This is a genomic window from Pseudomonas arsenicoxydans (assembly GCF_006438915.1).
GTDB lineage: Bacteria > Pseudomonadota > Gammaproteobacteria > Pseudomonadales > Pseudomonadaceae > Aquipseudomonas > Aquipseudomonas arsenicoxydans_A.
The window spans coordinates 17,687-41,878 of the sequence record NZ_RCZE01000013.1; the positions used below are offsets into that span (position 1 = coordinate 17,687).

Annotated in this window: 19 protein-coding genes and 2 pseudogenes; 3 read left to right on the forward strand and 18 right to left on the reverse strand. The window is 59.5% G+C overall.

All coding sequences use genetic code 11. From position 1 onward, the window contains the following. Positions 1-57: 57 nt before the first annotated feature. On the forward strand, positions 58-1,443 hold the full coding sequence (locus EAH78_RS24315; protein ID WP_140669800.1) for an MFS transporter: 1,386 nt from the start codon (positions 58-60) through the stop codon (positions 1,441-1,443). Positions 1,444-1,489: 46 nt separating this feature from the next. Here EAH78_RS24315 and EAH78_RS24320 read toward each other — a convergent pair whose 3' ends face one another. Beyond that, positions 1,490-2,341 carry a hypothetical protein gene (locus tag EAH78_RS24320; RefSeq protein ID WP_140669801.1) on the reverse strand — a complete coding sequence of 284 codons (852 nt, stop codon included), beginning with the start codon at positions 2,339-2,341 and terminating at the stop codon, positions 1,490-1,492. 230 nt (positions 2,342-2,571) lie between these two features. On the opposite strand from EAH78_RS24320, the gene treS reads away from it, so the two are divergent. Then, a complete protein-coding gene (gene treS / locus EAH78_RS24325; RefSeq protein ID WP_140669802.1) occupies positions 2,572-4,638 on the forward strand; it encodes a maltose alpha-D-glucosyltransferase in 2,067 nt (688 codons plus the stop codon). Here the strand turns inward: treS and EAH78_RS24330 are convergent. The 17 genes and pseudogenes from EAH78_RS24330 to rfaH form a co-directional block, all read right to left on the reverse strand. Next, entirely contained in the window at positions 4,635-5,285 is a 651-nt protein-coding gene (locus EAH78_RS24330; RefSeq protein ID WP_140669803.1) for a helix-turn-helix transcriptional regulator, read from the reverse strand. The genes treS and EAH78_RS24330 overlap by 4 nt on opposite strands. A gap of 18 nt (positions 5,286-5,303) precedes the next feature. Next, positions 5,304-5,933, reverse strand: a complete 630-nt coding sequence (locus EAH78_RS24335; RefSeq protein ID WP_140669804.1) for a hypothetical protein — start codon at positions 5,931-5,933, stop codon at positions 5,304-5,306. A 111-nt stretch (positions 5,934-6,044) separates the two neighbouring features. Further along, complete coding sequence (locus EAH78_RS24340; protein ID WP_140669805.1) at positions 6,045-7,520, reverse strand: family 16 glycosylhydrolase; 1,476 nt, start codon at positions 7,518-7,520, stop codon at positions 6,045-6,047. After that, a pseudogene (locus tag EAH78_RS24345) lies at positions 7,520-8,014 on the reverse strand (GDP-mannose 4,6-dehydratase); the annotation flags it as partial. The pseudogene EAH78_RS24345 and the gene EAH78_RS24340, both read right to left, overlap by 1 nt. A 51-nt stretch (positions 8,015-8,065) precedes the next feature. Continuing rightward, positions 8,066-8,185, reverse strand: a pseudogene (locus EAH78_RS33465) (NAD-dependent epimerase/dehydratase family protein); the annotation flags it as partial. Between the two features lie 30 nt (positions 8,186-8,215). Further along, positions 8,216-9,634, reverse strand: a complete 1,419-nt coding sequence (locus EAH78_RS24350; RefSeq protein ID WP_140669807.1) for an oligosaccharide flippase family protein — start codon at positions 9,632-9,634, stop codon at positions 8,216-8,218. A gap of 30 nt (positions 9,635-9,664) precedes the next feature. Beyond that, positions 9,665-10,600: a glycosyltransferase family 2 protein gene (locus tag EAH78_RS24355; protein ID WP_140669808.1), complete on the reverse strand. Its 936-nt coding sequence runs from the start codon at positions 10,598-10,600 to the stop codon at positions 9,665-9,667. Beyond that, positions 10,594-11,931: an O-antigen ligase family protein gene (locus EAH78_RS24360; protein WP_140669809.1), complete on the reverse strand. Its 1,338-nt coding sequence runs from the start codon at positions 11,929-11,931 to the stop codon at positions 10,594-10,596. Before EAH78_RS24360 ends, EAH78_RS24355 begins: the two co-directional genes overlap by 7 nt. Then, complete coding sequence (locus tag EAH78_RS24365) at positions 11,928-13,040, reverse strand: glycosyltransferase (RefSeq protein ID WP_140669810.1); 1,113 nt, start codon at positions 13,038-13,040, stop codon at positions 11,928-11,930. The genes EAH78_RS24360 and EAH78_RS24365 overlap by 4 nt, the downstream gene beginning before the upstream one ends. Continuing rightward, on the reverse strand, positions 13,037-14,119 hold the full coding sequence (locus tag EAH78_RS24370) for a glycosyltransferase (RefSeq protein WP_140669811.1): 1,083 nt from the start codon (positions 14,117-14,119) through the stop codon (positions 13,037-13,039). The genes EAH78_RS24365 and EAH78_RS24370 overlap by 4 nt, the downstream gene beginning before the upstream one ends. A gap of 2 nt (positions 14,120-14,121) precedes the next feature. Beyond that, entirely contained in the window at positions 14,122-14,826 is a 705-nt protein-coding gene (locus EAH78_RS24375; RefSeq protein WP_140669812.1) for a WecB/TagA/CpsF family glycosyltransferase, read from the reverse strand. Positions 14,827-14,840: 14 nt separating this feature from the next. Then, a complete protein-coding gene (locus tag EAH78_RS24380) occupies positions 14,841-16,181 on the reverse strand; it encodes a UDP-glucose dehydrogenase family protein (RefSeq protein WP_140669813.1) in 1,341 nt (446 codons plus the stop codon). A gap of 30 nt (positions 16,182-16,211) precedes the next feature. Further along, entirely contained in the window at positions 16,212-17,603 is a 1,392-nt protein-coding gene (locus EAH78_RS24385) for an undecaprenyl-phosphate glucose phosphotransferase (protein WP_140669814.1), read from the reverse strand. Positions 17,604-18,005: 402 nt separating this feature from the next. Further along, positions 18,006-20,318 (reverse strand): GumC family protein, encoded by a 2,313-nt coding sequence (locus tag EAH78_RS24390; RefSeq protein WP_140669815.1) that lies wholly within the window; start codon positions 20,316-20,318, stop codon positions 18,006-18,008. A gap of 2 nt (positions 20,319-20,320) precedes the next feature. Beyond that, positions 20,321-20,854 (reverse strand): polysaccharide biosynthesis/export family protein, encoded by a 534-nt coding sequence (locus tag EAH78_RS24395; protein ID WP_140669816.1) that lies wholly within the window; start codon positions 20,852-20,854, stop codon positions 20,321-20,323. A 12-nt stretch (positions 20,855-20,866) separates the two neighbouring features. Further along, entirely contained in the window at positions 20,867-22,051 is a 1,185-nt protein-coding gene (locus tag EAH78_RS24400) for an outer membrane beta-barrel protein (RefSeq protein WP_345789810.1), read from the reverse strand. Positions 22,052-22,064: 13 nt separating this feature from the next. Beyond that, a complete protein-coding gene (gene rfaH / locus EAH78_RS24405; RefSeq protein ID WP_140669818.1) occupies positions 22,065-22,601 on the reverse strand; it encodes a transcription/translation regulatory transformer protein RfaH in 537 nt (178 codons plus the stop codon). A 606-nt stretch (positions 22,602-23,207) separates the two neighbouring features. Between rfaH and EAH78_RS24410 the strand changes: the two genes are divergently transcribed. Then, positions 23,208-24,185, forward strand: coding sequence for an NAD-dependent epimerase (locus EAH78_RS24410; RefSeq protein WP_140669819.1), 978 nt, complete (start codon positions 23,208-23,210; stop codon positions 24,183-24,185). The last annotated feature ends 7 nt before the right edge of the window (positions 24,186-24,192 follow it).

Sequence of the window (24,192 nt, forward strand, 5' to 3'; positions counted from 1 at the left end):
CCGCCATGCCACCGGCGCGCTTACGCTGAATGCCAATCCAGCAGAAGTGGCCAGCCCATGAAAACTCTCACGCCATCCACCCCGGTCCGCTGGGCGCTTGCCAGCCTTTCACTGTCGATGTTGATGCCTTCCCTCGACACCAGCATCGCCAATGCCGGATTGCCGACGTTGGCGCAGGCCCTTGATGCCGCGTTTCAAGACGTACAGTGGATTGTCCTGGCGTATCTGCTGGCGATCACGACGTTGATCGTCAGCGTCGGACGACTTGGTGACCTGGTCGGTCGCAAACGCTTGTTGTTGAGCGGGATCGTCATTTTCACTCTGGCCTCGCTGGCCTGTGGGCTTGCGCCTTCGCTGGTCTGGCTGGTGGCGGCCCGTGCCGTGCAGGGTCTGGGGGCGGCGATCATGTTGGCGCTGACCGTGGCGTTTGTCGCGGATACGGTGCCGAAAGCGCAGACCGGCAGCGCCATGGGCTTGCTTGGGACGATGTCGGCGATGGGCACTACGCTGGGGCCGTCGTTGGGCGGTTTGCTGATGTCCGGGTTTGGCTGGCAGACGATTTTTCTGGTCAACGTGCCGTTGGGTGTTTTGAATTTTGTACTCGCGTACCGCTGTTTGCCGGCGGATCGGCCGGTGGCTCGGCGTAGCGGATTCGACTTTCCGGGGACGCTGTTATTGGCGCTGACCCTCGGCGCGTATGCGCTGGCCATGACGTTGGGTCATTGGGGGTTGCTGCTGGTTGCTGGTGTCGGTGGTGGGGTTTTCCTGTGGGTCGAGGCGAGATCCACATCGCCCTTGATCAAGCTGGCGATGTTCCGTGAACGCGGGCTGAGTGCGAGCCTGGCGATGAGCGCATTGGTATCCACTGTGATGATGTCGACGCTGGTGGTCGGGCCGTTTTATCTCTCGGGCACGCTGGGGTTGAACGCCGCGCTGGTCGGGTTGACCTTGTCGGTCGGTCCGCTGGTGGCGGCGCTGGGCGGGGTGCCGGCTGGGCGTCTGGTGGATCGATTTGGGGCGCAGCGTATGACGATGTTCGGGCTTGCGACCCTGGCGTTGGGCGCCGTGGTGTTGGCGATCATGCCGGCGGGTTTTGGTGTTCCCGGCTATGTCGTCCCCATCGCGGTGATCACGGCCAGTTATGCCCTGTTTCAGGCGGCGAATAACTCGTTGGTCATGACCGGTGTCAGTGCGGATCAGCGAGGGGTGATTGCCGGGTTGCTCAGTTTGTCGCGCAATCTGGGGTTGATCACGGGCGCCTCGGCGATGGGCGCAGTGTTTGCCGGCAATGGCATGCGGGTCACGTTTGCGGTGGCGGCGGGGTTGATTGTCCTGGCGCTGGCAATCGCATTACGTACCAAAAACCTGAACTCATCGCCATCCCTTGTAGGAGCCGAGCTTGCTCGTGATAGCGGTGTGTCAGGCAACAAAATTAGCAACTGACACGCCGTCATCGCGAGCAAGCTCGGCTCCAACAAGGGGACCGGGATCAGGAAACCTGCGATTGAAGCTTGGCCAGAATGAGGGTTGCCGGATCGTCCGATTTGGCATCACTGGCTTTTTCTTTGTCCGACCCATCCGTCACCACACCGGCGAGGATTTCAGCCAGGTTGTGAAAGTGCCCGGACTTTTTATCGGTGGGATCCGCCTTGGCACTCTGGTTCAGCGCCGCTTCCAGCGATAAATGCTGGGTCAGCCAATGCGGCGTGTTCTTTTCCTCGGGGCTCATGTTGTCGAGAAAATCCAGGGCCGCATGGGCGCGGGCGACCGGGTCGTTGGCGAACGGGTCTTTCCAGTTTTTTTCCTGGTCCGCCGGGCCGCTGTAATAACCGGTGGCGAGCCGGCCTTGCTGGCGCATCAGGGCCTGGGCCGAGGCTTGTTCGTCGGCGGTGAACTTGCCGCCTTCATTGGTGGCGACGGCGTTCAGCGAACGTCGATCGAGGTCGCCAAACAAGGCATTGCGGTCTTCATCAGCCTTGGCGTACGGCTTGCCGCTGGCGGTCATCTGCGCGTATTTTTCATCCATGCGCTTGCGCGCATCGGCGGCCACTTCCGGGAAGGTCTTGTCCTTGGAGCTGGAGACCGCGCCTGGCTTGGAGGCGCCCAACACCAGCGCATCGGCATTCATCCCCGCGCGCACCGGAAAGTACGGCGCATTGCCGACGATCGAACTGCTGTAATCGGTGGACGTGCTGGAGAGACTCACCGAATCGGTGTTTGAGACCTTGGCCTGCGCCGTGTCGTCTTGAGCGACCTGCTGCCGGGCAGTGGCAGACTTCGAATCGACGGCCGCCGCGTAGGCCGACATCGCCGCATTCGTTGAAGTTGAAACATTGATCATTGTGCTTCCTTGGCGAGGGACGCTCGCAAGTGAGAGCGATAAGACGCTCAATGCCGGACACCGTACGCCGACTCCATGACGCTTTCATTGTATCGGCGCCGATACCTTCTACTTGAAAGCGTTCGCCGGTCAATGCAACGAATCCCGCCACAGGGCCTCATATAAAAACGAGCGACGCCACATGAACACGGGCCTCGCGCCACTGACTTCAATGACAGGTGATTGTTTTTATGACCGCAGCGGACAAGAACCATGTGATCTGGCTGGTTGAACAATCCATGCTGCACGCCGCCCGACAGCGGGCCAGGCTCTATTCGGGACAGGGCCGCTTGTGGCAGCAACCGTATGCGCATACCCGCCCTCGCGATGCGTCGGCGTTGGCGTCGGTGTGGTTCACGGCGTATCCGGCGTCCATCGTTACCCGGGAAAACGGCTCCGTGCTGGAAGCCCTGGGTGATGAAACCCTGTGGCATGCGCTGTCGAGAATCGGCATTCAGGGCATCCACAATGGCCCGTTGAAAATGTCCGGCGGCTTGTCGGGCACCGAGCGTACACCGACGATTGACGGCAATTTCGACCGCATCAGCTTCGACATCGACCCACAGCTGGGCACCGAGGCGCAGCTGCAGGCGCTGGTGCGCATGGCCGCCGCGCACAATGCGGTGATCATCGACGACGTGATCCCGTCGCACACCGGCAAAGGCGCGGACTTCCGCCTGGCCGAAATGGCCTATGAGGACTATCCCGGTCTCTACCACATGGTGGAGATCCGCGAAGAAGACTGGCCATTGTTGCCGGACATCGCCGAAGGCCGCGATGCACAAAACCTCAGCCCGTTGCAGGTCGACGTGCTCCGCGACAAGCACTACATCGTCGGTCAGTTGCAGCGGGTGATTTTCTTCGAGCCCGGGGTCAAGGAAACCGACTGGAGCGCGACACCGGTTGTAGTGGGCGTCGACGGCAAGCCGCGGCGCTGGGTCTATCTGCATTACTTCAAGGAAGGACAACCCTCGCTGAACTGGCTGGACCCGACCTTCGCCGCGCAGCAGATGATCATCGGCGACGCGCTGCACGCCATTGACGTCATGGGCGCCAAAATCCTGCGTCTGGATGCCAATGGCTTTCTCGGCGTCGAACGTAAACTCGACGGCACCGCCTGGTCGGAAAGCCATCCGCTATCGATCACCGGCAACCAGTTGCTGGCCGGGGCGATTCGCAAGGCCGGCGGCTTCAGTTTTCAGGAACTCAATCTGACTGTCGACGACATCGCCGCCATGTCCCACGGCGGCGCGGATCTCTCCTATGACTTCATCACCCGACCGGCCTATCAGCACGCGTTGCTGATGGGCGATACCGAGTTCCTGCGCCTGATGCTGCGGCAGATGCACACCCTCGGCATCGACCCCGGCTCGTTGATCCACGCCTTGCAAAACCACGACGAACTGACCCTCGAACTGGTGCATTTCTGGACGCTGCACGCCCACGACAACTTCCTCTATCAGGGCCAGACCTTCCCCGGCAACATCCTGCGCGAGCACATTCGCGAGCAAATGTACGAACGCCTCGCCGGCGAGCACGCGCCGTACAATCTGAAATTCGTCACTAACGGTGTCTCCTGCACCACCGCCAGCATCATCACGGCAGCGTTGGGGATTCGCGATCTCGACGCGATCACCGCGGCGGACATCCAGCAGATTCGCCAGGTGCATTTACTGTTGGTGATGTACAACGCCATGCAGCCCGGGGTGTTCGCGTTGTCTGGCTGGGATCTGGTCGGTGCGCTGCCATTGCCGGCCGAGCAGGTCGCGCATCTGATGCTCGACGGCGACACCCGCTGGATTCATCGTGGCGCTTACGATCTGGTCGACCTCAACCCCGAAGCAGAACATTCCGCCGGGCAGATGCCGCGACCGAAAACCTTGTATGGCAGCCTGACCAGCCAACTGAAGGACCCGGATTCGTTCGTCTCGCAACTCAAACGCATCCTCGCCGCACGCCGCGCCTACGACATTGCCGCCAGTCGCCAGATCCTGATTCCGGATGTCGAGCATCCGGGGCTGCTGGTCATGGTCCACGAATTACCGGCCGGCAAAGGTACGCAAATAACTGCGCTGAATTTCGGTTCCACGCCGATCACTGAAACCCTGCACCTGCCTAACATCGCGCCGGGGCCGGTGGTCGACATCATCAATGAGCGGGTCGAGGGCGATCTCACGCCTGAGGGTGAATTCACCATCACGCTGGATGCGTTCGAAGGATTGGCGCTGCGGGTGGTCAGTGCTTCGCCGATGATTTAGGGCGTGGGCTCGGTCGGTTCAGCGTCCTCTTGACGCTCAACTGGCCGCAGTTTGAACCGGCAGACATTCCCGCCCCGAACCATGCATTCCGTATGGTCGACCTCACCACCGCCCAAGGCACCGATCAACGCCAGGTCCAGCTCGCAGACCACGGGATGGGCGGCGGCGAGGCGGTGGAACACGCAGTTGTGCGCGACGATTTCCTTGTCGTCCGAGGTGCGAAAGATCACCTCGGCTTCATAGCCCGCGTGGTTCATGTGCTGGACGATTTTGGCCTCATCCACCACCTGCTGCTCACGGTCGAGCGCCAGTTTGCGGCCCATGCTGCGCATCAGCGAGGCGAGTGCCTCGGGGCCGATGATGTCGGCCACTTCGTCGATCAGCACGCTGGCGAGCAACTGATACTGGCGGGGGAATTGCTCCTTCGCATGCTCGGTCAGCCGATACAACTGCTCCGGACGCCGGCCCGTCGGGCGCGTGTCTCCGCGCAGGACCAGGCCGGCACCCTCCAGCGCCGCCAGGTGCTGGCGGATCGCGGTGCGGGTGACGGCCAATTGCTCAGCCAACTCGTCAATGCTCATGCCGTGGGCATGGTGCAGCAGTGCATTGAGCAAGTCCTGCTGGGTGCGGCCCAGTCCTTCAAGCATGGCGTGTCCTCGCGCGGGTCAGAATTTATCCGGGAACTGTTTGACCAGCGCCGCCGTCAACGCGTCGGCCAGCGCCAGGATATGCGTGCGCATCATCGCCCAGGTGTTGGCTTCGCCGGCATAATCGTGGGCCGCCAGCTGATCGATCTGGCTGACATGGTGCCCGCCGTGAGCGGCCAGCATGGTGACCAGTGTGCTTTCAGGCAAGTTGGGGTTGGCCTTGGCCAGGAACGCTGCGATGGCCTTGGCATTGCTGGTCAAGTCGGCGACGGCGGCCTGCTTGCCTTTCGCGTCCTTGGCGACGGTGGCGTCGCTGTAGTGTTTCACCGCGCCCCAGTGACCAGCAAGCAGCTTGAGCAGTTGATCGGCGGCGGGCTGGCCGTAGAGCGGAGCGATGCTGTTGGCAATTTTGGTGGCGTTGTCGACGACCTGATCGGCGGCGACTTTGGCTTGTGGCTTGTCGCCGGCCTGGTTGGCCATCGCGTAGTTTCTGATCCAGAAAATATGCTCCACCCACAGGTCGCGCAAGGCGAGGCGGGTGGTGAGTGCCGCGCTGTCGGCGGCGGGCGGTGCGGCGGGGGGCGTCTGGCTCCAAACGGGTTGAGCGCACAACGCCAACAACAATACAGCCAAGGTTTTGATATTCATCACGGCACCCTCTGATCGTGGGATGGTTCGACAATATCAATTAAAGCATCAAAATATGTTTTTATTGGGTGAAGGAAAAATTTGCAGATCAACGGTCAGGCCGAGCCGTGATTATTGGCCGCGTTGCCACACCTTGACGTAGTCGATCCGGAAGGTAGAAGGCAGGTCCGCATCGTCGACCACACCGAACCATTCCCAAAACGCTTCGCTGTCGAAGACGATTTGCATTGGAAAAAAGAAATTCGTGTTCTTTGATTCCCTGACCAGTACGCCGTCGACGTACCAGCGCAAGGTATCCCGCTGCCAGTCGAAGCCATAGACATGAAAGGCGCTCGCCAGACGCCACGGACTGATCCAGGTGCTGCCGTTCGCGATATGTTCGGTGCTTTGCGGTGTGGCCCATAGATGGGCATTCATGTTGTAAAAACGATCGAGTGCGCCGTTTTTGGTCTTGCCAGCGATTTCGAAGATGTCGATCTCCGTGGCGTTGTCGGTCATGCCGGTCCAGGCCAGCCAGAATGCACTGGAACCGGCCGAGTTCATGGGCTTGGCGCGGGCTTCGTAGTAGCCGTATAACCCGCGATCAATGGTGCGGACCATGGCGGAGCTGTAGTCCTTGTAGCCCAGTTGCACATACTTCTGCGGCAAGGTTTCCTTGCGAAAGACAATGTTCAGATTGCCGTTGCCCAGCGATGCATTTTGCGGGGTGAACAGCGCCGGTTTGCGCCCGAGCGAATCGGTCCCGGTGGCATCGTTGACGTGCCAGCGCGCGGGGTTGAGGGTGGTGCCGTTGAAGTCGTCAGAGAGTTTAGGGTCGAGCACCCAGCGGCCGGTGTTGGCTTGATCGGACAATGGCAGGTTGGCGTTGTTCAGTACGGGCAATGTGCCCAGCGGTCCGACGCGGGTCCAGGTATCGGCCAGCTTTGGAATGGCGACGGACCATTTGCCTGCCAGGTACTCAAAGGCCTGCTGGCGTTCGGCGAGGGAGGCAAACGGGCGGTCGTAGACCAGCACTTCGGCGATGTCGCCATGGTAGTTATCGGAGCTGCTCAGCGCATTGCGCCCGACCCCATAAGGGCCAATCGGCACGCCGTTGAGTTCCAGCACGGAAATCGTCGGCTCGTATGCGGTGGGTTCCGACAGGCTGATGGCGAAGTTCGGGAGCACATTATCGTTGTCAGCGCTGATCGGTCGTGAGCTGAACAGTCGCTGCCACGGGCCAGCTCCGGCTTGTTCCGGCAGGCGACGGGAGACAATCAACAGCGTCACCGGGCCTTTGGCGGTGCGCAGGGTTTTGCCCAGCAACGCCGAGCCCCCATTGAAACGCACCACCGGATGGCCATTGATGCCATTGGCCACCCGCTGCGGTCGAGCGGCGACGGCTGCATCATCCACCACCGCATCATTGGTTTTGCCGGATTTGTCGCGCCAGCGCTGAACAAGGTTCTGCGCATCGGCGATGACCGTCGACGCATCGTCCGCATCCAGCCACAACACCAACCCGGTAGTCGGTGGCGCAGGCGCCGCATTGCACACCAGCGACATCGACAGCAGCAGGAGCAGCAACCCTTCCCTGAATCCCCGCATCACTTAACCGCCCTCAGGGCCGGTCTTTCGAACGATGACTGATAGCCCTGCGGGTTGCGCGACTGCCAGCGCCAGGTGTCGACGATCATCTGCTCCAGATCACGCTCCGCACTCCAGCCCAAATCACACACGGCCTTGCTCGGATCGGCCCAGAACTTGGCAATGTCACCTTCGCGGCGCGGGGCGAAGCGGTAGGGGATGGTGATGCCGGTGATGTCCTCGAAACTGTGAATGATCTGCAGCACGCTGTACCCAATGCCGGTCCCGAGGTTCCAGGAGTTGACCCCTTCTTGATTGTCCAGCACCTCCAGTGCCTTGAGATGGCCGTTGGCAAGGTCGACCACATGGATGTAGTCGCGCACACAGGTACCATCGACAGTGGGGTAGTCGCAACCATACACCGTCAATTCCGGGATGCGGCCAATCGCGACTTGGGCCAGGCACGGCAACAAATTGTTGGGGCGGCCATTCGGGTCTTCGCCGATCATTCCGCTGATGAAGTCGACCCGGGTATGGGTCAGCAACTCAAGGCGCGCGATGGACTCTCGACAACTGTTGCACAGGTTGTCGAGCACTACCACGTGGTGCCCGGCATTGATCAGCGCCAGGGCGGTATGGGAGCCAATGTAGCCGGCCTCGCCAGTAATCAGCGTAGTTTTGCGCATGGTGAGGTGTTCCTGTCTCAGGGACTGAATTCAGCGAGCGGTGAAAACCGTTTTGAATTCTTGCGGCCAGCGCGGGTGCAGCACGCTATAGGCCGCGGCGTAGCTCAGTGCGCCGACAACGATGGTGCAGATCAAGTGCTGGTAACCTTCAAAGCCCAGCCGCGGCGATACAAACAGGACGGTCGCGGCCATGATCAGCGAGGCGATCACGCTGCGGTAATTAGAGCCCAGGAAGCGTCGCCAGCCGTAACCGATGGCGGTATTCAGGCCACGGATTTGCAGCGGCGTGATGATCAGCATTCGCGCCAGTAGCCCCAAGGCGCCGGCCATGCCGCCGTAGAGGTTGCCGAAGCCGTAGACCAGCGCCAGCGCCAGCATGGTCGTTGCCACTTCGGCCTTGATGGTCAGGTGACTGCGGTTGACCGCGACCAGCGCGGTGGTGGCGTACATCGCGGTGTTGCCGATGGCGGCGGTGCAGGCCAACACTTGCAGCATTGGGATGGCCTCGGCCCACTTGGCACCGAAGATCAGCAGGATTAAATCGTCCGCCGTGAGGGCGATGCCGATGAACAGTGGCGTCAGCAGGAAGCCGCTGACGGCGGTCGAGTCGCCGATGATGCCGAGCAACCGCGACGGCTCGGCGCTGCGCCGGGCGAACACCGGCAATGCATAGCTCATCAGCCCGTTGTAAATGGCGCTGCGCGGCAGGTCGATGATGCGCATCGCCATGTTGAACATGCCCACCGCATTGGCGCCGGCGGTCATGCCGAGCACCACGGTGACCCCGCGTTGCAGCGTTTGCGAACTCAGTGCGTTGATCGCCACCGGTGCGCCGGCCTTTAACAATTCGAGCAATACCGGACCGTCGATGTAAAAGGCAATGGGGCGTCGATCCGCGTACATCAATACGAGGATGGCGACGAACTCCATGATCAAGGCCTGGGCAATGACTGCCCAGGCACCCAACCCCCAAAGCGCGACGGCAATGCCGCAGACACCGCCCAGAATCTTGCCCAGTAACGTGCGCTTGGCCAGCATCTTGAAATTGCTGCTGCGTCGCATCTGCGCGACGTAGATGCGCGCCATCATGGTGAACAGGATCTTCACCGAGGCTACCGCCATCATCCATCGGAGCACCGTGGACGGCGTGTAAAGCACCGTCGCGAGCGAGATCAAAACGACGGACGCCAGGCTAACCAGTACCGCCGCCCAGAAGGCCGTTGAGATGTGCTTGTCTTCAAGGTGCTCGAGTCGTACAAGCGGGTCCTCCAGGACGGAGGAGTAGAGGAGGCCGACCAACTCGACGATCGCGATGATGACCGTGCCGACGCCCAGTTCTGCGGGGGATAGCAATCTCGCATAGACAACGAACGTGATCATGGACAGGAAAATCAGCCCGAATTTTTCGGTAAAAATCCAGCTCAGTGTTACCAGACGATGATTAGCCATGGTTCAACCGCGAATTGAGAGGTGAGTGACTCACGAGGCTTTGCGCAGTGTTTTCGTCAGGGCGTAGAGGAAACGCAACGTTGGTTTGCCCTTGAAAAAAAACAGCGTTTGCCAAGAGTGCTCCAGCATTCGCTGGAACACCTGGATGACTTGCGCATGGTCACCCCGTCTGGAAAACGTGCCGAGAAAGTCCGCGTGATTGGCCAGCACAAAATGAATACGTTGTTGCTTGCTCAGTCTGGCGCCGTAATGGGCAAGGTAAATGTCGATGAACTTGAGTTTGTGCGGGTAATATTTTTGCGGTTGTGAAGTGATGTTCCCGCCGTTCACACCGCGCCGAATCAGGATCTGCGGCACCGTATGGATTTCCCAGTGTTCGGCGATACGAGTCCACAGCAAGCGGTCTTCGGCGTAACGCAGGGTTTGATCAAAGCCGCCGAGAGCGGTCACCACTTCGCGTACCACCACCACGCCGGACGTGCCATTGATCACGTTTTCGTGGATGAAGTCCTCGAAGTGATTGCCGGTTTTGCAACGGTCTTCAAGCTGTTGGCTACCGTCAGGAAACTCGCTCATCTGGTAGCAATCGATGAGTCCGACCTTGTGGCCCTTGCGGGTCAATTCGTCATACAGCGCCAACTGCTTTTCCAGTTTTTGCGGGTGCCATTGGTCATCGGCATCCAGAAAGGCGATGAAGGTTTCCTTCGCAGTGAACATGCCGTTGTTGCGCGCGCTGGCGGGTCCTTCGTTGGCCTGTCGCAACAGTGTCAAGGGAAACGCCGCGAGGTAGCGCTCGACAATCTTCGGTCCCTCGTCACTTGAGCCATCGTCGATGACAATCACATGATCGGGGCGTCGGGTTTGATCGTTCAAGGAGTCCAGCGTTTGCCGGATACTGCCCGCGGCGTTGAACATCGGAATGATCACGCAGACCGAGCAGGGTATTGAGGGGGCTTCGTTTAGCACGGCTGTTTCTCCTTGTAATTACCCTGGGACGCTGCGCCTTTCAGCCCGTTTTGCGCGTCAGTGTGGGTGACCATTGACGCTGCTTGCTCCGGGCGTTTTACGTGGCGGCGCCTGAAGGACAGCGTCAGCGTGCAGAACACCAGAAATTCGGCAGAGCGGTAATTGGGAATCACATAGGCCACGTAGTTGGTGACCGCGAACAAGCCGATGATCACCAAGGCACTGGCACGAAACTGCGCCGACTGGTTCGCCGTCACGCAGCGGTATTGTTTGAGCAGCGCTTCGCCAAGCAAAAGCGCCAGCGCCGTTAGCTGGATGATGCCGCCGTTGAGCAAGGTTTCCATGTAGCCACTATGGGCGTTACCGATGTAGCCCCAACGGGTAATAAATGCATCGGCGTCGGGGCTGGACCAGAAGGCGCCAAAACCGTAGCCCTTGAGAAACTGACTGTCGACAAAGGGTTCGAGCAGCTCCCAGATCATCGTTCGGTCGGTGAGTGAGGGGTCGCGACCGGCCATCTCCAGCAGGAGCGCAAAGTTGCTGTAGAGAAACAGGCACACCAACAGATAGATCAGGGTGCAGGCAAGGAACAGCCACTGCGATCTATTGATTCGCAAACGGATCAACGTCAGGAAATACCCGTAGCTGATTGTACCGGCAATGATAAGCACCACCCCGGTGGCGGACTGGGCCAGTAAGATCGCGATTAACGAGAAAAACGAACAGAACAGCGCCCAACGGTTACGCTGACGGATCATCGGTAACAACATCAGGATGGCGATTGCGTTGATACGTGCGCCGGCGTTCTTCTCGGTGAAAATCCCTTTGAACGCACCATCGCGAATGCCGCCGGAAATAAACGCGGCACTGGGCATGACCAACGCAAGTATCAAACCGATCAACGCCGCCACGCCGATGGCGCAACCGAGCATGAAGGTGATTTTTTCCAGGCTGTAGTTGTAGGCGATGAATCCGGCAAAAAACACCACACTGAGCATCGCAATGAACCGCTTGAGACTCAGCATCGGGTCGTGGGACCAGCCGATTGATGCCACGATACAGAGCATGAACACGAGCAGAAAGAAGTTGCTGCGGTAAAAGGTTTTACTGAGAAATACCTTGTTGCGAATGAAGAAAAACAACGGCACTAGCAGCGTAATCAAGCCGCAGACCTGGTTAGCCACGTTGCCTTCAAGGTCTTTGTCGAAGTCGTCCAGACTGGAAGCATTGCCCAGACCGAGGACAAATGAGATCACCTGGATGTAAAACAGCACGCCAAACAAGGTGAAGCCATCACGCAGGGTGGAATAGCGGATCTCCAGTCTGTTCATGGCGAAGGGCTCCCGAGCAGGGCGGTGAGGTAGGTTTTCACCGCGCTGGCGTTCATGAACCGGGCCGCGGCATCGAGGCGGGCCTGGCGGTGTACATCGCGTGGGGTGGTGAGTTGCAGGGCAATCGCCTGCGACAGGGCAATCGGGTCGTCGACCGCCACAAGGGGGGCGACGACGCCATTGATCAGGATGTCTTGCGGGCCGTGGGGGCAACGGGTCGAGACCACCCGCGTGCCGGTGGACAAGGCTTCGACCAGAGCGTTGGGGCTGCCTTCGAAACGCGACGACAATACGAAGCAATCGGCCGCTGCCACTTCCGCCATCGGGTCATGGGTGTAACCCGGCAGGTCGACACGATCCTCGACATCCAGCTTGCGTGCCTGTGCCAGCAAACGATCGCGTAGCACGCCTTCGCCAAATATGATCAGACGCGCGCTGCGATTCGGCAGCGCGGCGAATGCAGTGATCAAGGTGTCGAAGCCTTTTTGCGGGGCCAGGCGGCCCACGGCGACAATCACCGGGCTCGACGCTTCCAGCAGCCAGCGATGGCTGGGCGGTCGTGGCGGTTTGTCGCGAAAGTCATTGTCGAGCACCGGGTTGTCGGCGATGGTCACGTCCTGGCGACGGGCAATGGTGGTGTCGATCAGGTCTTGGGCGACGCCGCGCGACACGCAAATCACCGGGTTGGGAATAAGCCGATACAGCAGCGGCGCCACGCGGTAAGCGATCCGCACCATGAGGTCAGGGTTGACGTGCTTGTCGTGGGAAAACGCATTGCGCTCGCTGACGTGCAACCGCGCCAGCGTCCCCGACAGCGCGGCGGCAACGATGGCTACCACGTTGACGTGAGTCAGCGCCGCCAGTTGCGCGTCGAAGCGGTTGTGCCAAAGAAATCGTGCGAGGGCTGGTACCGCCCGTGAACTGCGCGGACTGCGCAACTCAACCTTTTTCACTCGGGGGTCTAGATTGGCCACGTTGATGCCGCCGCCGGTGAGCATCAGCAGCGTCACGTCGTTGCCCGCGTCGACCAGCGCACCGGCCAGGCGCGCCATCATTTTCTCCGCCCCGCCTGCGCTGAGATCGTGCAGGATAATCAGCAGCTTTTTCATTGGTTCCATACCTGGTAATACGCCTGCGCGGCGTCCTGGCTGGTGTACTGGCGGATCGCGTCGGAGATCATGCCCTCGTTGATTGCAATTTGGCCTTGCAAGTACAGGCTTTGCAGCATGCCTTCGGCCAGCGCCGGCACGTCGTTGACCTTGACCAGTTGGCCGAGACGGCCGTGGTCCAGCAATTCCCGCGGGCCGGTCTCGCAGTCGCATGCCAGTACCGGCGTACCCAACGCCAGGGCTTCGATCAGCACGGTCGGCATGCCTTCGTGCACCGAGCTGAGAATGAACAGTCGTGCCTGTTTGAGCAGGGGATAGGGGTTGCTCAAGAACCCGATGAAATGCACCCGGTGCGCGATACCCAGGCGGTTTGCCTGAATGATCAGGGCTTCGCGCAGTGGACCGTCACCCGCGATCACCAGATCCGGCACCGCTTCGCTTTGCAGGGCCAGGGCGTAGGCGTCGAGCAGCAGGTTAAAGCCCTTGGGCTCGACCAATCGGCCCAGGCCCAGCCAGTAGTTGCGCGGAACTTCGGTAGGCAACGGCCCCTTGGCGGCGCGCAGGAGCTGGTCGGTGATGACCGCGTTGGGGCAATAGCGGATGCGCTGCCGACCCCACGGCATCATCTCGACCAGCGACTGGCGCAGCGCTGTGGACACCGCCACTACTTTGCCGCTGCCACACAGGTACAGCGCGTACAGCAGGCGAAGGCTGGTGGGCCCGGTTTTCTGTTCCGTGCAATCGAATGAGGCGTGACGGCTATAGATCACCTTGCAAGCGCTGCCGAGGGTGGCGAACCACGTGCACAGGTTGGCCTGCTCCTTGGCGGAAATAAGGTGGGTGATGCCTTCGCGGCGAATCAGCCGGCGTAACTGGACTATCGACTTGAGCATCCCCCAAATACCGCTGCCATCACTGTCATTAAGACTTTGCACCCCTTCAGTGTCGGGCGTGTCGCCGTTGATGACGAAGAAGCTCACATGTTGGCCGTCCTTGAGAAACTGCTCGGACAAGCGCTGCTGAACGCGCTCGATGCCACCGCCCGATGTGAAATCCTTGAGGATGAACAGAATGTGCATGGTCATTCCCCAACGCTGATGGTGACTTTGCGCCGAACGAGCATTGCCAGCAGTTGCAGGAAATTGCTCGGGTAGTCGACGAAGTAACGCTTGATGGTGTGCGGCTCGCGGTACATGCGATAGAACGCGCGCAGGTGCAGGCGATCGATGGCCGCCGGGTAGAACTGATGCGTGGCCATGGCCTCCTGGCGTATGAACCCGCCACAGGTAAAGGCAACCCCTCGAAACCCCGAGCGCTGCGCGTCCTGCTCGAACTGCTCTTGCCGTCCGGCGCCGAGGCCGACGATCAGGATGTTAGCTTTGCTGCGGCAGATCTCGGCCTGAATGACCTTGGCCTGCGCTGCATCGAAATAGCCATTGTGATAGCCGGCGATGATCAACTTCGGGTAGCGCGCCTTGATCTTGCTAATGAACAGCTCCAGTTCGTCTTGCCGGGCGCCGACGAAATACACCCGTTTGCCCAGTTTTTCGGCGCTACCGAGCACCGGGTGGGCGATGGAAGTGAAGTCGAAGCTGACCCGGCCGACGTTGCGCCCGGTGACCCGGGACATGAACGCCGACATCAGCATGCCGTCGCAAAAAAAGGCGACGGTACCCGGAGCCTGTTTGAAAAAGCTGCCAACGGATGCAAAGTTGATGAAGGAATACGCCTGGTTGGCGTCCAGCAAGGTCGGTGAGTAATGCCTGACGATTTTCAGCGTGATCATGGCTTGAACTCCCTTCAAATCACGGCATGGGTCGGACGACCCACGGACAGGTACGTGAAGCCACGCTTGCTCAAGCGCGGCGGGTCGTACAGGTTGCGTCCGTCAAAGATCAGCGGTTGCTTGAGCTGCTGGCTGATCAGGTCGAAGTCCGGCGCGCGGAACGCTTGCCACTCGGTGACGATGATCAGGGCGTCGGCATTTTTCAGCGCCGCTTCCTTGGTGCCTGCCAGGATCAGGTCATCGCGTGAGCCGTAAATGCGCTGGGTTTCCTCCATGGCTTTGGGGTCGTAGGCCTGGACGCTCGCGCCGGCGTGCCACAAGGCTTCCATCAAGACCCGGCTGGGGGCTTCGCGCATGTCGTCGGTGTTGGGTTTGAAACTCAGTCCCCACAAGGCAAAGGTCTTGCCGCGCAGGGCACCCTCGAAGTGATTGAAAATCTTGCTGTAGAGGGTGGTTTTCTGGTCGTTGTTGCGTGACTCCACGGCCTTGAGCACCCGCGCATCGAAGTCGACACTGGTGGCGGCGTGAATCAGCGCCTTCACGTCCTTGGGGAAACACGAGCCGCCATAACCCAGGCCTGGGTAGATAAATTGATAGCCAATGCGCGGGTCGGAACCGATGCCGTGGCGGACCATTTCGATGTCGGCACCGAGCTTCTCCGCGATGTTGGCCATTTCGTTCATGAAGCTGATCTTGGTCGCCAACATGCAGTTGGCCGCGTACTTGGTCAGTTCGGCGCTGCGGATGTCCATGACGATGATTTTTTCGCGGTTGCGATTGAACGGTTCGTACAGCTCACGCATGACCTCTTCGGCGTGCGGGCTGTCGGTGCCGATGACGATCCGGTCCGGACGCATGCAGTCGTCCACTGCACAGCCTTCCTTGAGAAATTCCGGATTGGAGACCACATCGAAGGTCAGATGGCTGCGGCCGTTGTCGGCGAGCACCTGCTCGATACGTGCGCGGACCAGGTCGCCAGTGCCGACGGGGACGGTGGATTTGTCGACGATGATCTGGTGGCGATCCATGTTCTGCGCGATGGTTTGCGCCACGCTCAGCACGTATTGCAGGTCGGCCGAGCCGTCTTCATCAGGCGGCGTACCGACCGCGATGAGCAGCACATCACCGTGGTGCACGGCGCTGGCCAGGTCGGTGCCGAATTGCAGGCGGCCGCTCTGATAATTGTCGCGCACCAGGGCGTCCAGGCCTGGCTCGTAGATCGGCAAGGTGCCGTCCTTGAGTGCCTCGACCTTGGCGGCGTCGACATCGACGCACATCACGTTATGGCCGACTTGCGCCAGCGCGGCGCCCTGGACCAGGCCCACATAACCAATACCGAATACGCTCACGTTCATGATCAAACCTCGGGTCGTCGAAGAAGGGCGTCAGTAGATGTTTTTCGAGAACAACGTGAAGGGCGTCTTGATCAGAATCTTGATGTCCAGCCACAGCGACCATTGGTTGATGTAGTTGAGGTCTTGGGCGACGCGTAGCTGCATCTTTTCCACCGTCTCGGTTTCGCCGCGGTGCCCGGTGACTTGGGCCAGCCCGGTGATGCCCGGCTTGAGACGATGGCGGGCCATGTAGGCGCGGACTTTGCCGGTGTAATAAATGTTGTGGGTGACGGCATGCGGACGGGGGCCGACCAGGGCCATTTGGCCGAACAGCACGTTGAACAGCTGGGGCAATTCGTCGATGGAACTGCGGCGCAGGAAGCGCCCGAATGGTGTGATACGGTCGTCTTCGCGGGTGGCCTGGCGCACTTCGTGGTCGTCGTGGACGCGCATCGAGCGAAACTTCCAGACCTTGATCACTTCACCGTTGCAACCGTGGCGGTTTTGCTTGAACAGCACCGGGCCAGGGGAGGTCAACTTGACGGTTGCCGCAACCAGCAACAGCAGCGGACTAAGCACAATCAGGGCCGTGGCCGCCAGGCTGCGTTCGAACAGGTCCTTGCAAAACAGGCTGGCGGGGTGCGAGCTGATCAGACTTTCGTTGAGGTAGATCGCCGGCATCCGCTCGATTTCCGAGATCGAATGGTTGAGCAGCACCATGCTGCCGAAGTCCGGGATCCAGACCACGTCGACGTTCATGTCCAGCAGGTCGATGTACAGCGCTTCGATGGTCGCGGCATGCTCCATTGTCAGCACGATGTAGACGCGTCGTACGGCCAGGCGGGTGATGATTTCGCGGATCCCGTCGACCCGGCCCAATAGCGGCAAAATGCTCGGTGCCGGGCCGCTGTCGTCGGCGGCGGCGATGAAGCCCAGGACCAGCGCGCGGTTCGGTCGGGAGAGTTTTTTCGCCAGTTCATGGGCGGTCGGGCACGTGCCGATGATCACCGAACGACGTTCCTTGCAGACCATGCGCGCGTGCAGCCGGGCGAAGTAATGCAGGGGCAGAAAACTCAGCGCCTGGACCAGAAACCCCATCACCGCCCACACCATGATCACCTGGCGCGAGTACGTCGCACTGGTCTGGGTGATGAAGGCAATGGCCGCCAGCACGGCCAGCAGGATCAGCCAGCCGGCCAGTAATCGACCGAGCCCGACCAGCAAGCCATGACGCTTGTGGTAGACCTGCATCACGCTGTAGATCGGCACCGAGCCGAGCACGGTCAGGATGATCAGGATTCGGTAATCGCTGGTCAGGCTGCCGACGCGCCATAGGACGAGCAGCATCAACAGCGCGGTGGTCAGCGTCATCGCGCAGACCCACTGGCCCCAGAACGTCAGGCCTCGGCGGTGGGTCAGGTGAGCGGTATAGAGCGGTGTCATGGGCTTGACCTCAAGGCAGAAGAATGCACGGCACTAAACGGGCGGACACGGCGTGGCTCCCGCTGGCTTTTCCGTAGCTCGGCAGAGGTGAAACGGCTGTTTTGTTTTGGCAGAGGTGATGCAGATTTTTGTTATGGCGGATAACTGTGGTGTGGCACTTACCTGTGGCTAGGGGGTTGCGTGGCAATGTGGTTTCTGTGGCAAGGGGGCTTCTGTGGCAAGGAGGCTTCTGTGGCGAGGGGGCTTGCCCCCGTTGGGCTGCGCAGCGGCCCTAAAAAACCAATCACCGCTGCCGTTCAGATAAAACTGCGCTGAATGGTTTTACGACGGCTGCGCCGCCGAACGGGGGCAAGCCCCCTCGCCACAGAAGCCCCCTTGTCACAGACAACCCCTCACCACAAATTACCGGGGCGCGAAGTCGTAGTTATAGAACGTGCGGGAGTGGTTGTAGCCGTACTTGCGCGCCTTGCGCAGGTCGACCTGGTTGAGCACGGTGCCGAACACCGGTACGTGGCTTTGGTGCAACATCGCAATGCCCCTTTGCACCTGGCTGATCGGCGTGCTGTCGGCCTTGACTACGTAGATCACGGCGTCCGAATGCTGGGCCAGCAGCAATGCATCGCTGATCATCTCCGCCGGCGGCGAGTCGATGATGATGTGGCGGTAACGCGACTTCAGTGCTTCGAGCATTCGCGCCATGCGTGGCGAACTGAGCAAGTCCTGGGGCGGAGGCTGGCGCGCCGGGTTGAGCGCGTCGGCGGGGGACGGCAGGCGCGGCGCGGCGAACAGGCCCACCGAGGGCTGTATCATTCTCCCGGCCGGCAGCAAGTCCAGGTTGCCCACCGAGACGATGCAGTCTTCGAGCCGGGCCGTGCCCGCAATGACATTGGCCAGCCCCGGGCTGTCCGGCGGGAAGTCGAAGTTCAGCGAAAGGGTCGGCTGACGCATGTCGGCATCGATCAACAGCACCCGCTCAAGGGAAGTGAGCGAGCTGGCGAGGTTGTTGGCAATGGTGCTTTTGCCCTCACCGGCCACGGTCGAGGTCACCAGCACCACCTGCGACGGCATCTCGCTGCTTTGCAACATCAACCAGGTGCGCAGGTTGCGAATGGTCTCGGAAAAACGCGGGTTGTCGTTGTCCTCGAACAACCGCGCCAATTGCCGGCGGCTTTTCTTCATCACTAACGGGACAACGCTCAGCAGTGGAATATTAAGCGTGCTCTCGATGGTCTCATCGGTCTTGAAGGTGTTGCTCAGGCTGTCGAACAGCAGGGCCAGCGCAACGCCAATCACGGCCGCCAGCAACCCGACGATGCCCACGATCAGCGTTTTGCGCGGTTTGCTGGCTTCCACTGGAACAATCGCCGGGTCGACGATGCGCACTTTGGTCGAGTCCATGTCGGCGGTGGCCGCGGTTTCTTTCAAGCGAGTGACGAAGGTTTCGTACAGCGCCCGAGTGCTGTCGACCTCACGCTGGAACTCGCGCAACTGGAACTCTTTGCGCGCAATGTCCTGGATCTGCGCCTTGTTGGTGTTGAACGATTGGCGGATCGAGGCTTCGCTGGCCGAGGCGAGCTGGTATTGCCGCTCAATCCCGGCGACCACTTGCTGTACCTGCAATTGCAGGGCGGTGGTCGCGGCGCGCAATTCGGATTGCGCGGAAATCAGGCTCGGGTGTTTCGGCCCATAACGCCCCGACAGCTCATCGACCTTGGCTTGGGCTTTGGCCCGGTCTGCCTGGAATTGCTGGACCAGCGGATTGGACAACACGGCGGGTACGCTGGAGAGCCGACTCAGGTCCCCTGTGCTCAGGGCCTTGGCCTGGCGGTATTCGCTCTCGGCTTCCGCACGGGTACGGCGGGCGTCGACCATGCGGCTGCCGGTAGCCTCCAGTTCGTTGGCGCTGATGGTGGAGACACCGCCGACATCGACCAGACCTTGCTCTTCGCGGTAGCCCTGAAGCTTTTTCTCGGCGACTCGCAGGTTGTTGCGCAACTCGACCAGCCGGGTATTCATCCACGCCGTGGTGGTCTGCGAAGATTTTTCACTGGTGTCGATCTGGCTGTCGGTAAAGCCCTGTGCCAATGCGTTGGCCGCAGCGGCGGCGAGATCAGGGTCCGGCAGTTCGACCTCGATGTTCAGCAGTTGGCTTTTGCCGACAAATTTGACGTTGGTGTGCAGCATGAGGTTTTGCGTGACCTGATTGAAAATGTCTTCCTCGGTCGGCGCGTCTTTCACCGGCATCAACATGCCCAATCCGGGTATCCACTGATCAAGGTTGAGCTCCGCCAGCCATTTGCGCGGCGTGAACCACGGCGCCGGTTGCTGGCGCGGGTCGGTGATCGGGTTGGTGGTGAGGCCGAGTTTTTTCACCGCTCGCTCGGCCAGGTCCCGGGATTCCAGCAGGGCCTGCTGGGTCTGCAAATAGTCTGTGGCGTTGCCGCCTGAATCCTTTACTTGCTGGAAGGACAACAGCGGCGGCGTCTTATCGTTGAACAGCAACGTGGTGCTGCCGACGTATTGCGGGGTGATCAGCGAGACGGCCACCACCGCCAGGGCAACGCTGAGCGCGATCAACCAGCCGATTTTCCATTTCGCGCGCCAGATCACCCTCCACAGTTTGAGCAGATCAATGGTGTCCCTGTCTTCGCTGTGCTGTTGATACACGTGCGTTTGCAGAGGACGTTCGACGTAGTTGCTAGGGCTGTTGTCCATGATTAGAAAAAGCCTTGTGCAATGGAAATGGTGTCACCGGGGGCAATCGTGGTGTTGCGCGTCACTTCATCGGTGAGGGTCTGGCCGCTGTCGCCGCGCACGATCGTCACGCGTTTGATCGAGGCGCGCTCGGTCAGGCCACCGCCCAAAGCGATGGCTTTTTCAAGGGTCAGGCCGGGCACGAAGGGATAACTGCCGGGCTTGGTGACCTCGCCGTTGATGTAGAACGCGCGGTATTCGATCTGGCTCAGGCTGACTTTCGGATCGATCAGGTAGCCCTGCTTGAGCCCATCGACGATGACCTTTTCGAGTTGGCTGGGGGTGAGGCCCTTGGCGGAAATTTCACCCAGAAACGGATAGGAAAACGTTCCGGCGTCGTTGAGGCGGATCCTTTTCAGGCTCAGATCCGGCTCGCCAAACACGGTGATGCGCAAGACATCGCCTGCGGCCAGTTTGTATTGGGTACCGGAGTCGGCAGCATGGGCCGTGGGGACGACCATCAATGCCAGTAACAAGCCAAAAGTGTGTGAGTTCATGGCAAAACCCTCTTAAAGGCTTACGTTGAAGCTGACCGAAACAACGTTGCGGGTGTAGCTTTCGTTGTCGGCATCCGAGTTGTCATCGCGGTAGCGATAGCCGAGTTCGATATCCAGCCAGCGACGCATGGCGTACACCATGGCCAGGTTGTAGTCCTGCACATTGTCCGTACGGCTCTGGCCTTCGTAGACATAACGGCCGTAACCGGCCTGGGCGATGGAGGTGATGCGTTCGGTCCAGCCATGGCGCCATCCGACCTGGGTGAAGGTCGATTTCACGGCATCGGCGCCATCATCGCCTTCGGCAAGGGCCTGGCGGGCGACCAAGGTAAACGTCGAGTAAGTGCGCGGTTTATATTGCAGATCCACTTGCCATGTGGGGTTGTCGAGGTCTTTGGACTGGCTGCTGTCGAAGTTCTTCTTTTCGTAACCAATGCGGACTTTGCCCGAGGTGCGGGCGGTGAAGTCCCATGTAGCACCGCCCAGGAGTGCGTCGGATTTACTGCTGCGCGGGCTGTTCGCTTGCAGGTAATCGAAGTCGCTATGGTCGTATTCCAGCAAGCCACGGGTATTGCTGCCGATGCGGTGATACCACGTGGTGGTCACGGCCGTTGTATTACGTTCTTTGTCGTCGTTGACGCCGTCGGCATTGGTGTAGCGAAGTTCCGCATAGTTGGCGCCGACATCGATCTGGTTATCAGCACTCTTGGCGCCGTAGGTGTATAAGCCGCCGACGCGTTTGTTGTTGAGTTTGTCATTCTCGTATGGGACTGCTGTCGATTCCGTGCGCTCCCATTTGCGGTATTCGGCCTCAAGTTTCAGACGGTGCCGGTCGGTGAATTCCATGATGCTGTCCGCTCGCACCCGTTGTGCCGTATACGAAGCATCCGGCTCGTCGTGGTAAATATTCTGAGTGGGTTGCCAGATCAGGCGGGTAGCACTGTTGCGGTCTTCAGCCTTGAGCTCGAAGGAGGGTGCCAACCGGGTAATCATGGAAGATTGGGTGTTGGTTTCCAGTTCGCGAAAGTTGTCGTCGTAACTTTCTGACATCAAAAAAGTGGGCGTGAAGTTAAATCCGTAAACATCGATATTTTGGGGGTTGATACTCCATGCCAGCCCTGGATAAAGAGAAGCCATGAGCAGTGCAACAGGGCAACGTGACTTCAAGGCCATATCATAGCTCCTGAGGAAAAGCATATAAGGCAAACGATTAGTTATTAAGTTGTATGGGGGTGCTCTGACGGCCGAGATCGCTTAGCGGAACGCAAATAGTTTGATCGCGATTAAGGAACTGCAGCAGGATCATCACGCGCTCGGCCCCCTTCGAGGACACGAAGATGCCTTCCAGTGTCGACAGTGGCCCTCGAATGATTTGCAAGTGTTCGCCGGGTTTCAGGTCGTGGTCGACGTGCGCTTCCGCCGATTCAAAACAGCGCGCGCGCAGATGCTCGATGACATGCTCTGCCACCGTCGCAGGACCATGATTGAATTCGACAATACGACTGACGCCACGGGTGGAACGCAGGGGCGCCCAATTGTCGTTACGGCTGAGGTGGATAAACAGATACCCGGGGAACAGCGATTCCAACACCCTGTGCCGTTTGCCGCGTATCACGCGTTCAGTCACCAGCTGGGGGTGGAAAATCACATAGTTCTGTTGAAGCAGGTTGAGGTGGGCACGTTCATCCTGACGGGGTTTGCATTGCAGAAGGTACCAATTAGACCGCTCGGAGCTTAATGCTGGCATGCTGGTAAACTCTGTGAATTGAGAAGTTTAGGCAGGCAGTGGCTCTATTGAGGCCTATGAAGTGTTATTCGAGCAGATATATTTTTTTATAAAGTTGCGCAGTTGTGTATCAATACTGAATCACAAAGCGCCTCACGAAAGGGCATACGCCAATGACGTGACGCTATACCGTGCAACATATCAGGCATAAGCCTGAGTAAACTTTGCTTTGGGCAAAGCTACCGCACGGTCTGCACATTGGACCTGCATTAAAATAGTTCGGAAGGGGCCTGAGGAGCAGAGGCTAAACAGATAGTCTGCACTCGCATAACTGTTCCAATGGCCGGTGTGTAGTTATCGACCACTCTAAGCGAGCTGTCAAACGTTCCCAGTCAAAAAACATGCCTTTTATCCATTAGTGATTTTGCTACTGCTCAAGTAGTTGTTTTTTGGAGGGTTTTTTTATTCGTCGGAGAAATTAAACTTTTTTGGTTGCTGATAGTCAGGCCATGTTAAATATAATCCCCAACTGTGGGCAACATTAAGTAGTTAGCGCCACATCTGGACCCAATGCAATTGCAAAGCTATAACTATCACCTTCATGTCCAGACAGCGGAGCAAGGCACTATGACCGTTCTTGTGACTGGCGCCGCAGGGTTCATCGGGTATCACACGGTCAAACGGCTGTGCCTGCAAGGCCTTGAAGTGATCGGCATCGACAACCTCAATGACTATTACAGCGTGGAACTCAAACAGGCCCGGCTCAAGCAACTGAGCGTGCTTCAAGGCTTTCGTTTTCAGAAAATGGACATTGTCGACAAGTCTGCGCTGATGGCGTTGTTCAATGAACATCGCTTCACCGAAGTGGTGCATTTGGCAGCGCAAGCGGGGGTTCGTTACTCGCTGGACAACCCGGACGCCTATGCGCAATCCAACCTTGTGGGTTTCCTGAATGTGCTGGAAACCTGTCGACACCATCCGCCTGCGCACCTGATCTACGCATCGAGCAGTTCGGTGTACGGCGCCAACAACAAGCTGCCGTTCAGCGTGGATGACCCGGTGGATCATCCGGTTTCGCTGTACGCCGCAAGCAAGCGCGCCAACGAACTGCTCGCCGACAGCTACTGCCATCTCTACGGCCTGAAGGCCAGCGGCCTGCGCTTTTTCACCGTCTACGGGCCTTGGGGTCGTCCAGACATGGCGCTGTTCAAGTTCACCGAGGCGATCCTCAAGGGCCAGCCGATCGAGGTGTTCAACCACGGTCAGATGGCGCGCGACTTCACCTACATCGACGACATCGTCGAAGGCATCGCCCGCTTACGAACAAAACCGCCACTGGCGAACCACGAGAGCGGGGGCGCCAATCGGCTATTCAACATCGGCCGTGGCCAGCCGATCGCGTTGCTGGATTTTATCGAGTGCCTGGAGTCGGCATTGGGAATCAAAGCGCAGCGCAATAACCTGCCGATGCAAGCGGGTGACGTAATCAAGACCTGGGCCGATGTGTCGGCGCTGGCGGACTGGGTCGACTTCCGCCCGCAAGTGTCCGTTGAAACCGGCGTGGCGCAATTTGTGGCGTGGTATCGGGATTTTTATCAGGTGTGAAATCACG